The sequence below is a fragment of the Leptothoe spongobia TAU-MAC 1115 genome, from assembly GCF_018739885.1.
GTDB classification, from domain to species: Bacteria; Cyanobacteriota; Cyanobacteriia; order Phormidesmidales; family Phormidesmidaceae; genus Leptothoe; species Leptothoe spongobia.
The window spans coordinates 1-14,657 of record NZ_JADOES010000016.1 but is presented as its reverse complement, the minus strand read 5'-3'; the positions used below and the strand labels follow the sequence as shown (position 1 = coordinate 14,657).

Sequence of the window (14,657 nt, the reverse complement as noted above, 5' to 3'; positions counted from 1 at the left end):
TTCAGAATTTACAGCTTAGTTTAGAAACAAGATAAGCGTTGTGGACAGAGACCCAGTTTAGAAAACAGATTCAAACTGAGGTGAATCCAAAACATCTTTCCTCCAGAGTTCTTAGAGAATTGTTTAACTATAAACAGTTTTAGCTTGCGACCCCTGTGGCGCAATGAACTTATGCGTGGATAAAAACACACAACAAACCCAAAAGGAGTCAATTCAAATGTTTCCATTTACCAATTTCATTAACGATGACTGGATTGATGGTGATCTGTTTGACACTGATATAGTCACCCCCATCACTGGAACCAGTGGCAATGATCTAATCCTTAGTGATGCAGGTCTAAACGAAATGCAGGGTCTAGAAGGAGATGATCTCCTGATCGGAGGACCAGGAACAAATACCTTTATCGGTGGAGAAGGCAATGATGTCCTCAATGGTCTTTCTGGCTATAGCATTCTTGAGGAGTCTGGAGACTATAGCTTTACGCTATCTGACAGTCAGCTAATTGCAGACGATGGTAGCGGCACCGTTTACACAGATCTGCTATTTGGCATGGATGAAGCAGACTTGCATGCCACAGGCACAGGTGACCACACCATTGATGCCACTGCCTTTTCGGGCACCACTATTATTAATGTGGATGACGGCAATAATACTATTCTAGGTAGTCAACAGCGAGACAATATTCTAGGCGGTATTGGCAACGATACCGTTGAAGGCAATGGTGGTGATGACGCCATCACAGGATTTGATGGCAACGATCTCCTCAAAGGAAATGCTGGTGCAGACAGTATTAATGGTGGTGATGGAGATGACACCCTACGAGGCGGTGCTGGTAAAGATACTCTCTCAGGAGGGAATGACAACGACAGTATTTTCGGAGGAGGAAAGGACGATGCCATTCTTGGTGGTCTTGGGGATGATACTCTCTCGGGCGGTATTGGCGAAGACTTTATCGATGGCGAATTTGGTACTGACACCCTATCGGAATCTGGCGATTTTGATTTTGTTTTAACCGATACCAGTCTTACCACTACCGATAGCGCTGGCAACGTAGAGGTGGATACTCTCGTAGACATTGAGGACGCTATTCTTGAAGGCGGCATTGGGAGCAACACCATTGATGCATCAGGGTTTTCAGGAACAACAACCCTCCAGGGTAAGGCAGGAGCAGACACTCTCATTGGCGGTATAGGGAATGATGTTATTGTCGGAGGAGCGCTGGTGGATACGTTGACCAGCGGTAGCTTGGCTGATCAAGATATCTTTCTCTACAATATGAGTTCCCATGGAGGAGATGTCATTACTGACTTTGATACATTTGGATTATTCTTTGGTAATGAAGATATGATCCATGTCCAGGCAAGCGGCTTTGCGCCAACCGGAGGGGCTGCAGCTCTGAGCATCGGTGTTTTAGCGTCTAACCTGCTGGTAGATATGGCTGGTAACCTGGGGGCTAGTTCGGGTTTCAGATACAACGCTGCGACCGGTGCCCTCTTCTATGACAGTGATGGAGGTACTGGAGCTACTGGCACCAGCCTGCTGGCGGCCCTAAGCAATACGCCAACGCTAGCGGCTCTTGACGGTAACATTCAAGTCGTATAAGGCCCAACTAAATAGACAATAACGTTTCATGTCATCTCAATTTAGGTAGGTAAACAACAGCGTTGCACTTTCTGGCGAAGGTGCAACGCTGTTAGCTGTGGAAAAATACCTGACATTAACAGACATGATCTATAGACCACAGTTAAGGAAAATGATCATGATCTAATGAATATACCCTTGCAGCATGAAGACATGGGACAATTTTGCCGAGGATCCAAGTATAATAGGCTGCCTAGCCCTGGCACTGTCCCGAACACGTAGTCAATCGGCTACAAGGAAAGTATGGACATGGAAACTGCGATCGCAACCGCCGATCAAGCCCTGTTCTACCACATGGGTCGTCATCTCAGTGACGTTGAAACCGCCATTCTCAAAGGAGCCTGGGAAGGTTGGACCTATGATAAAATCGCCAAGGGATCGGGCTATTCCGACAGCTATCTACGGCGAGATGTGGGAGCTAAGTTTTGGCGTGTTTTGAGCGAAGCCCTGGGAGAAACCGTCAGTAAAACCAGCTTTCGTGAAGCTCTGCTACGCCATGAAAGCATTGCCCCAGAGCCAGGCGCGATCGCGGCGCAGACCGTCCCCTGGGCGGGACCACTACCCGCCAGCTCAGCCAACGATACGATCTACATCAAACGGTTACCCCAGGAAACCATCTGTTACGATACCCTGCAGCAGCCAGGGGCACTTATACGGGTTAAGTCGCCCTCCCTAATGGGGAAAACCCTGATGATGGATCAGGTACTGGCCAAATTAACAGAGCAACAGCTACGTACCGTGCGCTTGAGCATGGTGCTTGCCGATCGTAAAGCTCACTTTTCTGACCTCAATCGCTTTTTGCGCTGGCTGTGTATCAACATCAGTCGTAGTCTCGGTGTCCCCCACCAAATCGATGACTATTGGGACAAAGCTGGTATGGGTAGCAAAGTAAGTTGTTCCACCTATCTAGAAGACTATTTGCTAAGCATTAGTCAAGCACCATTGGTGTTGTGTTTAGACAATGTCGATTTACTATTTGGCTATCCCGATATCTACGAAGACTTCTTCGCCCTGCTGAGATCCTGGTATGAGTTAGCCCGTACCCGCACCCGCCCTATTTGGAAACAGTTACGACTTTGCATCGTCCATGCCACCGATGCCTATATTCCCCTGAATATTCACCAATCTCCCTTTAATGTAGGAGTCCCCATCGAGCTACCAGAGTTTACCCCTGAGCAAGCCCAGACATTTGCCAACCAACACCAGCTAAGTCATTTGGATCTAGCTCAGCTAATGGATATGATCGGCGGCCACCCCTATCTGATGCAACAAACATTTGAATATCTCAAGGGGCATCCTGAACAGTCATTGACAGAGCTACTGGCAAACGCCCCCACTGAGTCTGGCATCTATGCCAACCACCTGAGAGACTGTTGGCTAACGCTGCGGGATCAGCCCCAGCTCAAGGACAGTTTGTTAACAGTGATGACCGCCCAGCAACCCGTTGCCTTAGACACGATTCTCGCCCATCAGTTGCACAGCATGGGCATTATCAACCTCCAGGGAAACCTGGCAGCCCCCCGCTGTCGGCTCTACCGTGATTACTTTCAGGCCTGTTTAGACGCGACCTAATGCCCGCTTCCGATTCCTCCTATCAGCTGGGTGGCAGTTTACCCTTAGACTCCCTCAGCTATGTTGTTCGTCAGGCCGATGACACATTATTTCAGGCCTTGATGACGGGGACCTATTGCTATGTGCTCAATGCCCGCCAAATGGGGAAATCATCCCTGCGAGTCCGCACAGTAGATCGCTTATTAGATGCGGGTATTAGCTGTGTTGAAGTCGAACTCCTGGGCATTGGCAGTCAAAAGATTACGGCTCCGCAGTGGTACGGAGGCATCATTCAAATATTGATCGCTAGCTTGAGGCTACCGGTCAATCGTCGTCAATGGTTGCAGGCCCATGACGATCTCTCCCCTGTCCAGCGTCTGGGCACCTTTATAGACCAGATTGTTTTACCCAACCTGCAACAGCCCCTGGTTATTTTTTTCGACGAGATCGACAGTGTCCTTGGGCTCAAATTTCCCACCGAAGAATTCTTTGGTCTCATTCGCAGCTATTATGAGAAACGGGCAACCCAGACACTCTATCGCCAGCTGACGGTTGTGATGTTGGGGGTGGCCACCCCATCGGACCTGATTCACGATCCCCATGCCACCCCATTTAATATCGGACAGGCCATTTCGCTCCAGGGGTTTACCCTGGCAGAAGCTCAGCCCTTAGTGCCAGGGTTAGCCTCTGTTTTTACCGATGTCCAGGATGGACTAGCCGCAATTCTAGACTGGACCGGCGGTCAGCCTTTTTTGACCCAAAAGCTGTGTCGGCTGATGCAGCAGTATGGTCCCACATGGGAGGGCTCACCACAGCAGATGGTGGATGGGGTGGTGCGATCGCACATCCTCGACCATTGGGAAGCCCAGGACGACCCTGAACACCTGCGCACCATCCGCAATCGGCTGATGATTAACAGTGCACAACCACAGCAGCTCCTGCGGCTATACCAACAGATTCTCACCCACGGCAATGTAGACATCAACAACTCGCGAGCACAAATCGAACTGCGCTTCTCAGGGCTGGTTATCCAGCGTCAGGGCACTCTGCAAGTATTTAACCGCATCTATAGCAGCGTCTTTGATCAAGCATGGATCAACCAACAACTCCAGACAATCACACCGGTTCAGCCTGTACTGAGCCCCCTCCCCCTATGGCAGGTCCCCCTGATTAGCCTGGGAGTCACAGGGCTAGTCATGGTAATCCAACTGCTCGGTGGGTTTCAGCCACTGGAATTAAGCCTATTTGATCGACTGATGGGATGGCGACCCACCGAGCCCGCCGATGATCGTTTTTTGATTATCACCGTCAGCGAAAGTGATATCCAGTACCAGGAACAACAGGGTTACGAACGTACCGGTAGCACCTTAGCGGATCAAGCCATCCTACAAGTCTTAAAAAAGCTTTCTCCCCATCACCCCCGAGTGATTGGGGTTGATTTTTACCATGAGGCCCCCTATGAACCAGCCCTGGTAAATGTCCTCAACGAACAGTACATCACTGTCTGTGAAGTAGGCCGGACCATCGATACCGATACCCCCACCAGCATCGCTGCACCTCCAGACCTGGATCCACAGCAGGTTGGTTTTTCTGACTTCGCCATTGACCCAGACTATGGAGTACGTCGCCAAATTATTGGTATGGATGGGACTGATGCCTGTCCTACCCAGGCGGCCTTTAGTCTGCGGTTAGCACTGCACTACTTGGCCACCGAGGGTATTGAGCTGGCCTTTACCCCTACTCAGCAGGCCCAGCTCGGCTCCCAAATCCTACCGGCGCTAGCCCCCACCAGTGGCGGTTATCAGCTCCCTGGCAATGAACTGGGGGGCTATCAGCTGCTGGTCAACTATCGACACCACCACCCAGCCCAAATCTCTCTAGCATCCTTGCTTAGGGGTGAGCACGATGAGCAGCTGGCTGAGTTGGTGCGCGATCGCATTATCCTCATTGGCCTCACTGATACCAAAGATAGACATAGCATCCCCGGTCAACATCAGCGACTGCCAGGGATCGTCGTCCATGCCCACATGACCAGTCAGCTGATCAGTGCAGTGCTGGATCAGCGACCTTTATTGTGGTGGTGGCCCATGCCATTGGAAATTCTATGGGTTGCAACTGTATCCCTAACGGGTGGTCTCTTAGTCCGATGGTTACGCCCGTATGTCTTTCTGGCTGGGAGTGGCGTTGTCATCATCTTGCTAACAGGCTATGGCATCCTCCTCATTGGCGGTTGGATCCCAGTTATACCAGCATCCCTGGCCTGGATAATCTCCATCGGTGTCACGCCTCTGCGATATAAATCGTCACATTCGTCACATTCAAGCTAGGGCAGGGGCAACAGGGAAGGCGATAAAATCCTACTGAGGATCAGCCATGTCCAGAATTTAATTTTGACAAAATACAATAGTCTTTCCCAGGGTCTTTCTCAGGTCCCCCAGCTGATTATCGATTAATGAACCTGTATTAACCATGAAACAGTTAGCCCCTCTAGCCCCCGCCTTAGCAGTCCTGATGGGAACTGTCTGGACACCCATAGTACGAGCGGAACCCAGCACTGACACGGCTAGAGCTGGTCAGCTGGCCCAGATGGTCTTTAACAACAGCACCGATCCAGCCGATGGATTTACGGGTACCGGCAGACCCGTTAGCCGGACATCGGGCGGGTCACGGGGTGACTGTGACGATCAGCTGGTGGCCCTATTACCCGGTACCGACGAGCTGCAATTATCAGCCAGTGGCTGTAATCTGCAATCCATGGCTGACCTGGCCTTGACAACAACCGCCCATCCCACCGTATGGATCCACGTCCCTGAAGGAGCAGCCCTCCTGCAGGGACAGTTTGCCCTGCTGAATGAAAATCAGCGGGCTCTGGCTATCCAACCCATTTCATTGCCAGCAACCGCCAGTATTGTCGGTATTCCTGTGGAAGCCAGCCTGGACATGGGGCAGACCTACTACTGGGTGTTTAGCATTCTAGAAACCCCCGACCGTCCAACTGAAAATCCTCGGGTAGAGGGGCTGATCCGCCGGGTTGAACCCACTAGCGAATTGACAACAGCGCTAGAGAACAGCAATAGCGTGCGAGATCAAGCAGAAGTCTGGGCTGACCACGGCATTTGGCACGAAGCGTTGACTAGCTTGGCAACGCTGCAACAGACTGCTCCTGGAGACAGGAGTCAGCAGGACTGGTACAGCTTTTTAGACTCGGTTGGACTGGGTGCGATCGCAAATACCCCCATCCGGCCTTAATATTCTGTCAGAATTCATGATTCACCACTCCCATAAGGTGCGTTACGGCGTTGCCTAACAGCACCCTACCGCCAATTCCCCACCAACACATAGGCCGCCCAATATACCGGAGCCTGATATCCAGGTGTCTGCAACAACTGAAGCTGAGCCTGTCGCAATGCCTGGGCTCTGCTAGTCTTGCCAGACTCCGCCAAAATCCTATATAGATGACTCATGAGCTCACTGGTGGCCAAGTCATTCACATTCCACAGCGAGGCAATGGTACTGCGAGCCCCTGACTGAATCGCCACCCCCGCTAGCCCAAGCGTGGCACGGCTGTCTCCAGTCGCGGTTTTACAAGCACTCAAAATCAACAGCTCAATCCCCCGTTGCCCAGTGCGACGATTGAGCATCTGACTGAGGTCATCCAAACTAATGCGACGATCCCAGCTCAACAAAAACGTATCCCCAGGATTCGAACTAAATTGACCGTGGGTGGCCAAATGAATCACCGACGCCGGGTCTTCATCTACCAACGTTTGTAAATTATCGCTAGTAAAATGCTGATTGATTAGACTCTTAGCATTCACTTGAGATTGAATACTTGCCAACTCTTTTTCCACATTATCCAGAGGATTAAACCCTGCGTGGGGCAGGAAATCAGTCCGGATTTTAGACAGACCAAACGCCAACGTTTCCAAACCTACATCCCCTAAAGGCTGAGACACGGGCAACTGCAGACTCGGGCTCAGGGCAACACCATAGCGCTCAATCAAAAACTGTTGCCCATCATGTAGCGCGGCCATGGGTACATTGCGCAACGCACCATCTGACACAAATACTAGAGTATCGACAGATTGTTCTACCAATAGCGATTCTATGGGACGGATTAACCAGTCATACACCTGCTGTGACAACTCAAAAAACTGATCAGAGAGAAACGGTTGTTCCACCTGAACCCGCAAACTATCAAGGGTACGATTAATCTCCTCTGCAGATAATGGCGTTCGATAAAACTGTACCTGATCAGACTGGGGTAATCGCACTACCACCGCCAACTGCTCCGGCAGCACAATAGGATAGACAATTGCGGCAGTCGGATCCAACTGGGTCTCATCCAGGGCCACCTGCTGAGTCAGATTACAACTCAAAAAATCTTCTAGCCGGGCCAACTGTAGCGCATCAATCTCTCGCACCGCTTGTTTTAAGTTAGCTTGGGGTGGCACCGAATTCTCTAGTAACAACGTCACCAATTCACGGTAAAGCGGTTCCACCGCGTCCCTCAACAAAAAACGTACATCGGTTTCCACCGCCACCAGGTCCTGCCGTACGTTTTCTAAACTGTCCACCGCCGCCTGGTAATAGGTCAAGGCCTGTGGCTGATCCTGCCGATAAAGACGTCCCAACTGCCATTGCCATCGATAGGCAAGATGGTCTGCCCCAATGGACTGGGCCAGAGCTAGAGCCTTTTGAGTAAACTGTCGAGCCTGCCGCTGGTTTTCTTCTACCTCATTACCTCCCGCCTCATACAAATGTCCCCATGCCCCCAATGCCTGGGACTGGGCATCCACATCCCCTAGCTCAGTTGCCTGGGTGTAGGCTCGACGCAGCAGCGGCAAGATATCTGTTGCGGGCTGAATCCCAGGGGTAAAAGGTTGACCTGTCCCAGTCGCAAGGGTGGTCAAACTTCGTGCCAGGCTGATTTGACTAGTAATCAACGAACGGCTTGGGGGTAGCTGCTCCAACGGCAGTCGCTTCACCAATTGAAGTTGAGCCTGGAGTCGGGCAGTCACCTGAGGCTTAACTTGCGCCAAAACATCCACTGAACCAGCCCGCAGCTGGGTTAACAACTCCAGGGTTGGTGCAGCGATCTGTACGGCCATGGGGGTTTCTGGGGAAGTCAGATCTGCCGCCGCTTGATAGTGGTCCAGGGCCTGCTTAGCCAAGCTAACCATTTGATCCAGCGCGTCTCCCGTTTGTTCATAGAGATAAAGTGATTGTCGATAACGGGCCTGTTCTACCTGACCTAAACTCAGTAACACAGTGGGTAGCGCAGATGGTGATGAGGCTTTCGCGACTGCTTGTTCTAAAATCTGTTGCGACTGGGTTAAATATCCACTTTGTCGAAGAACATTGCCCAGGCTGGTCATGGCCAACAGCTGTAGTGATGGGTCCGTCTGAGTCTCGACAGCTTCTAGCACTGGGACCATGGCATCGGTTGACGTCAGCTCGCAGGTCTGCCCCTCTAAACCAATCGCTGTCAAGATGGTCTGACAGGCACGACGATGGTGACCACTCATTTCTAGGGCACTGGCCTGGTTGAGCAGACTGCCCGTAATACCGGCTGGATAATCCAGGGCGCGATAAATCTGGGTAGTTTGTTGCCAGTAGGTGAAGGCGGCTTCTGCCCTGCCCTGGTCTAGGGCGAGCTGTCCCTGGGTATTGAGCACCTGGGCTCGGATGCTAGCTCCCTCAGCCTCAGGAACAGACACGAGCAGCTGCAGGCTGGTATCTAGGGCATGATCAGCGGCAGCACGATCGCCTTGCTTTTGGTGGGCCATCCCCAGGTAGGTCCACAATGTGGCTTGTTGGGTTGGGGTGAGGTCAGACTGAGAGAGAATCGGTTGCCAGGTTGCGATCGCACGCTCCCACTCCCCCTGCTGATAAAAGCGTTTACCCGCCTCAATCCTCTGGTCAACTGTACTCTCTACACGTTGACCGACTATTTCATGAATTGTTCTTACTCTACTAGACTCTAGTAAGACTGGTGGGATCTGGGCAAATCCTATCCCCATAGCCATTAACCATCCCAAGCAGGTCAATAGCCCATAACGCATTAGAACTTTCATAAGGCGCTATCTCCCAAAAAACAATGAGCAAGTGATGTAGTTGCGTAGGGAATCGTCTCAGCCGTGTGAGCGACTAATACAATTTGTCCAGCTCCACTCATATGCCAATCCTGGGCCTCCCTCAGAGGAGATTCTGTCAGCAGAGAACTATCAACAGGATCAAGGGTTATCTCTGTAGCCATTTCCCTCGTATTAATATTATCCAGGGTTTCCCACAACAGCCCTGGCATAGATACTTCTGTCGGTATACCACCTTGACCACTCACCACAAAGCTAGATATACCGGACCTAGGCTGACACTGCCGACTAATTTCATCGGCACCGATGGCCTCAGGTAAATTAGCCCCCGCTTGAATGGGCTCAGTTCCTAACTCATTCAAGCTCACTGTTCCCGCCTTCCCAAACCGTGAGCTGGCATCCAGGTCATTGGTCCCGTTGTTCGGCAGTGCCAATCGTTCTTCCAGGCCTAAAATACTTTGGGCCACAATGTCTATCCTGCCACCATCCCCCAAGTTAGAACGAGCCACAATATCACTATCTTCTCCAGGCGGCGCAATGACAAACCCTTCTGAAGAAGAGAAAATCACATTCCCGCCATTGGCACTGTTGAGCGCTTCCGATGTAATCAAACTGCCATTACGCAGTAAAATCACCTCAAAATCTGAAACCAGAACCGTAGCACCAGTACCCTCATCTGCACGGGTACCCACAATAATTTGCGCCCCCCCGTCCAACAATAAACGGTTCACGCTCAGGTCCAAACCACCAGAAGTCTGAGCTGCCCTATTCAACGTGGAGGCCGTTATCTTCCCCCCATTGCCTATTTTCAGCTCATTTGTCGTAATGTCCAGCGCCCCAGCTCTGCCCGTTCCCTGGGTATTACTAAAGATGCCACTCGGATTAAAGCTATTTTCAGTAATAATTCCCCCATCAATTTCGATAGACTCAGTCGTATTGATGCGGATTGAGTTACTGTTCCCGCGACTGTTGGGTAAAGCGGTTGTAGAGATTCGCCCACCGTCGCGTAACTCGATTGCCCGCGCGTCGATCCAGACCGTGCCAGCGTTCCCTTCATCCCCCGTTCTGGCAAATATGGCACTTAGCAACGTTTCACTACCAGGTACGGCAGCCCCCCCTATTACCCCCACAGTATCAGCATTAATGATCGTCCTGCCACCGGCCCCTGTGCCAGCAGTACCAACCTTTAGCCTCCCCCCATTGGATATTCGTAAATCTCCAGTATTGATAATTAAATCTCCGCCTGTTCCTGATCGTGAAGAGCCAGTGGCAATCGTGCTGCGCCTGATGTTGTTACGTGATTGAGAAACCCCAGATATCTCAATGGATTCAGGAGCATTTATTGTGATGTTGCCAGCATTCCCTGCCGTTGAGGAAACGGTACCAACTTGTGCTCCCCCTATAACCGATAGCTGGGGAGTATTGATAAAAATATTGCCGCCATTGCCAAAGGCAACTCCTTTAGTTAATCCATTGTTTGCATTAACCGTTTCCCCTTGAACCGTGGCATCAATTCTTGTCGGTGTTTCAGTAGCGCCTTGTAAAACAACTGATTCGCTGGCATTAATCGAGATATTACCAGCATTGCCTGTAATATTTTCTGAAGAATTTGCAACGGCCCTTGTTGTCAGGAATGAACCGTCATCCATCATTAATCTTTGAGCGTTGATGGTGATATCACCACTGGATAAATTGGTCAGCGTTCCTGCCCGGACTTGAGTAGAGCGAGTTAAATTAACGTCAGCAGCCTGAATCAGAATATTCCCACCTTGATCATCTTCTGGCATAACAAAATCATTTTCTGTTGCCGCTGTTCTGATAATGCTACGGGATGACAACAAATTATCAAATACTTGTATGTCGCTATAGTCAAATGCCCAACCAATTTCCCTTGGCACGATGGCCACCTGACCTGCTTCAGCGATGCTACCTAGTTCAATTTGCCCCCTGATCGCTTCTAACCTGGCATTTTCAAGGTTTAACGCCCCACCCAACAAGGCCAGGGTCTCACCAGGCTGCACAGTCAACCCTCGATTAGGAATCCCTCCTACCGCCTGATATAAAATTGGGCCAGGCTGCTGGCCAAACTGTAAACCACTGGGCACATTTACCGTAAGTAGTGGCGGAGTATCTAATGTGGTTGCACTAAAGGTAAACTCATCGCCAAATACAACAGCTTCGGCGGTACTAGCCAGAAAAGAGCCACCCATATCCAATCTTGATCGAGGTCCAAAGACAATCCCATTCGGATTGATAAAAACCATGTCGGCATCGCCCAAGACTCCAAACGTTCCTAACAAGTTAGACGGTAGATCACCCGTCACCCGCGCCACGATCTGCTCAGTAATCGCTGGATTTATAAAGTAAACGCCCGTATTAGGCGCAATATTAAAGTCACGAAAGCTATGGAATAGGGTTGATCCTCTTGCTACACCGCCTTCAATCAAAAAACGCCTGGCATTTGGGGTGACTGTAACGGTTGATGGCGTTGCTCCCAAAGAATCGTCAGGCAACAAGAGCTGACCATGGGCAACAGATGGCCAGAAGCCAGCCACTAAAGTGATCGCTCCAGTCACACCAGTCGTCAATATGTTTGTCAGGTACCTATCCATCCTTAGTCCCCACTATGGATAGGTACACAGCGGTGTGGATGCGATCGCATAGGGCAGCGCATCTACACCATCGGTCGTCAAAACCACCTGACCAAACGCATTAACGGCCCAGCCTTGAGCCTCTGTCAGGGCATTCACATTAGCAGGAACAGCCTCAATCTGATCGGACAGAGCCGGGGCATCCACATCCTCAAACGTTTCCCACAATAACCCAGCCATAGCGGTCTCAGGAGGTGCCCCACCGCGTCCAGTCGCCACAAAACTAGATACTCCAGTAGCGTTGCATCGCTGACTAATTTGAGGAACTCCAGTGGTATCCGGTAAGTTTGCAGCTTCTTGATTTGGATTTGTCGCTAGCTCATTCAGCCGCACCGTTCCGGCCTGGCCAAACCGGGAACTAGCATCAATATCGTTCGTACCATTATCCGGAATTGCCACCCTCTCTTCTAAGCCAAAAATGCTTTGGGCAACAATCTCAATTTCACCACCATCACCCAAATTTGATCTGGCAATAATGTCACTGTCTTCAGCTAATGGAGCCACAACAAAACCATCGTCTGACACCAAACGAATATTACCACCATTGGCACTATTGATTGCTTCAGCCGTAATCAAACTACCATTACGCAACAAAATTACATCAAAATCTGAAACTGTGATATTTGCCCTGCTCCCTTCTTGAGCAAAGGTCTCTACAAGAATTTGACTACCGTTGTCTAAAAACAAACGGTCAAGCTTTAAATCAACTCCCCCTGAAGACTGAGCAACGTTACTAACCGTTGAAGCCGAGATTCTCCCTTGATTGTCAATCCTGAGTTCATCGGTTTCCACAAACACTGTCCCAGCATCCCCAGAACCCAGCGTATTGGCGAATAGTCCACTCGCTGAACCCTCCTTTGACACCCCATCAATCACCACTTCTTCAGAGGCATTTACCCTTAATTCACCGCCATTACCACTACTACCTGGAAAAGCAGATAACGTGATACTGCCGCCAGACTCTAACCGCAAACGTTGGGCATTGATGTTAATTACCCCTGCCTCTCCTTCGCCAAAAGTCACCGTACCAATCACACTGACCGGATTAAAGACTGCGGATCCTGCCTGCACCTCGGCATTGCCAACAACCTCAACGGTGTCTGCGTTAATTAAAATATCCCCCCCTGGCCCCTCTCCGATGGAACTGGCACTGATTTCTGCTGAATTACTGACGCGCAACAAACCGGTATCAAGTCTAAGATTACCGCCAGCGCCTGATCCACGAGTTTCAGTCAATATTATAGTCGGGTTATTTGGATTAGTAGCAGATATTCTATCGTCTACGATGATCGACTCAGTAGCTAAAATATTGATATCTCCAGAATCACCAACAGATAATCCACTGGCCGTAATCCCTGCCCCTTTTGTGACTAATAGCTGCTGGGTATTGATATTGATATCACCACCCTCACCAAAAGAAATACCATTTGGAATCCCACTAAAAAAACCGATAGTTTCTCCATTGGAGCTTGTACTAATCAAAGTTGGAAACGAGAAAAAACCAAAGTCTATCCCACCCTCAACCACCACTGACTCACTAGCATTAATCGTTATATTCCCGGCATTTCCCCGAATATCGTTTGTCGTTGTGGCAAATGCCCTAGCATTCAGGCTAGACCCATCATTCATGGTTAACTGTCGAGCATTGACAACAATATCACCTGCTGTTAAATCAGTCTGAGTCTGGCTATTGAAAAGGGTGCTTCGTCCCAGGCTTATATCAGAAGCCTGCAACGTAATTCCACGCTCAGTCAGATTTGGATTTACTGATAACGTTTGTGGAAGGATGCTGACATCGAAAAAGCTCAAGATCGCTGATAAATCACCAAAGGTACTGATATCAGAGTAATCAAAACTCCAGCTTTGATTGTTGGGGGTTACCTCTACCTGACCAGCAGATCCAATACTGGCCAATTCAATCCGACCTTTGAGGGCTGATAAAAAAGCGCCTTGAAAGTCTAATCCTCCTCCTAACAATGCGATTGTCCTACCAGGCTGTGTCCTGAGACCTCGACTGCGACTAGCTCGCTGTGCCTGATAAAGAATAGGAGCAAGTTGCCCTCCAAACTGCAGCCCAGTCGGTACATTAACCACTAATAAGGGTGGAGTCTCTGGCGCTACGGCACTAAAGGTACCCCCATCGCCCAATCCGATGGCCTCTGCTGTGCTGGCAACAAAAGAGCCCCCCATATCCAACGATGACTGGGGACCAAATACGATGCCATTCGGATTAATAAAAAAGACATCGGCCTCTCCCAAAACGCCAAACGTCCCCAGGAGATTAGATGGGTTGTTACCAGTCACACGAGTGAGAATTAACTCGATATCCACTGGATTGATAAAATAGGCATTGTCACCTGGAGCGATATTAAACTCTTGAAAACTATGAAATAAGGATGATCCCCGATCTGCACCCCCCTCGATTAAAAGACGTCCTGAACCAATCTCAGTTCTGATAGTTGAAGGAGTCCCCCCTAAGGAGCTATCGGGCAAAATTTGAGCATGGGCGACGGCACTGGCTACGAGAACAATGCTGCTAGCCAAACTATAAAGACATAGATTGCTTAAACAACAGCATTTCATCGGTCTTGCCACCCGAAAAACATCAAATTCATACAGCCAACTCAACGATTGAGCTTATCTAGTCGCCCCTGAAAAACTCCATGCTTAGGTCCTAACTGAGATCGTGGCAGGTGAGTCTAGAAAGTATCGGCAGAG

General features: G+C 50.0%; 7 protein-coding genes. 4 read left to right on the top strand and 3 right to left on the bottom strand.

Translation table 11 applies throughout. The features are described 5' to 3' along the window. Positions 1-217 precede the first annotated feature (217 nt). The 4 genes from IXB50_RS22440 (at position 218) to IXB50_RS10095 (ending at position 6,442) form a co-directional block, all read left to right on the top strand. Positions 218-1,603 carry a calcium-binding protein gene (locus IXB50_RS22440; RefSeq protein WP_215608843.1) on the top strand — a complete coding sequence of 462 codons (1,386 nt, stop codon included), beginning with the start codon at positions 218-220 and terminating at the stop codon, positions 1,601-1,603. Between the two features lie 282 nt (positions 1,604-1,885). Further along, on the top strand, positions 1,886-3,214 hold the full coding sequence (locus IXB50_RS10105) for an AAA-like domain-containing protein (RefSeq protein WP_215608842.1): 1,329 nt from the start codon (positions 1,886-1,888) through the stop codon (positions 3,212-3,214). Continuing rightward, the gene (locus IXB50_RS10100; RefSeq protein WP_215608841.1) at positions 3,214-5,520 is read left to right on the top strand and encodes a CHASE2 domain-containing protein; all 2,307 of its coding nucleotides are present in this window, start codon (positions 3,214-3,216) and stop codon (positions 5,518-5,520) included. The genes IXB50_RS10105 and IXB50_RS10100 overlap by 1 nt, the downstream gene beginning before the upstream one ends. 142 nt (positions 5,521-5,662) lie before the next feature. Next, complete coding sequence (locus tag IXB50_RS10095; protein WP_215608840.1) at positions 5,663-6,442, top strand: DUF928 domain-containing protein; 780 nt, start codon at positions 5,663-5,665, stop codon at positions 6,440-6,442. A 65-nt stretch (positions 6,443-6,507) separates the two neighbouring features. Here IXB50_RS10095 and IXB50_RS10090 read toward each other — a convergent pair whose 3' ends face one another. The 3 genes from IXB50_RS10090 to IXB50_RS10080 are packed head-to-tail and all read right to left on the bottom strand — an operon-like array spanning position 6,508 to position 14,567. After that, a complete protein-coding gene (locus IXB50_RS10090; RefSeq protein WP_215608839.1) occupies positions 6,508-9,270 on the bottom strand; it encodes a CHAT domain-containing protein in 2,763 nt (920 codons plus the stop codon). Further along, positions 9,267-11,900: a two-partner secretion domain-containing protein gene (locus tag IXB50_RS10085; protein WP_215608838.1), complete on the bottom strand. Its 2,634-nt coding sequence runs from the start codon at positions 11,898-11,900 to the stop codon at positions 9,267-9,269. The genes IXB50_RS10090 and IXB50_RS10085 overlap by 4 nt, the downstream gene beginning before the upstream one ends. Before the next feature lie 12 nt (positions 11,901-11,912). Then, on the bottom strand, positions 11,913-14,567 hold the full coding sequence (locus IXB50_RS10080) for a two-partner secretion domain-containing protein (protein ID WP_215608837.1): 2,655 nt from the start codon (positions 14,565-14,567) through the stop codon (positions 11,913-11,915). Positions 14,568-14,657: the final 90 nt, after the last annotated feature.

Bases quoted from the DNA above. Each gene is read 5' to 3' on its own strand.
- IXB50_RS10105 (WP_215608842.1), top strand. From the start codon at position 1,886: ATGGACATGGAAACTGCGATCGCAACCGCCGATCAAGCCCTGTTCTAC.
- IXB50_RS10085 (WP_215608838.1), bottom strand. From the start codon at position 11,900: ATGGATAGGTACCTGACAAACATATTGACGACTGGTGTGACTGGAGCG.
- IXB50_RS10100 (WP_215608841.1), top strand. From the start codon at position 3,214: ATGCCCGCTTCCGATTCCTCCTATCAGCTGGGTGGCAGTTTACCCTTA.
- IXB50_RS22440 (WP_215608843.1), top strand. From the start codon at position 218: ATGTTTCCATTTACCAATTTCATTAACGATGACTGGATTGATGGTGAT.
- IXB50_RS10090 (WP_215608839.1), bottom strand. From the start codon at position 9,270: ATGAAAGTTCTAATGCGTTATGGGCTATTGACCTGCTTGGGATGGTTA.
- IXB50_RS10095 (WP_215608840.1), top strand. From the start codon at position 5,663: ATGAAACAGTTAGCCCCTCTAGCCCCCGCCTTAGCAGTCCTGATGGGA.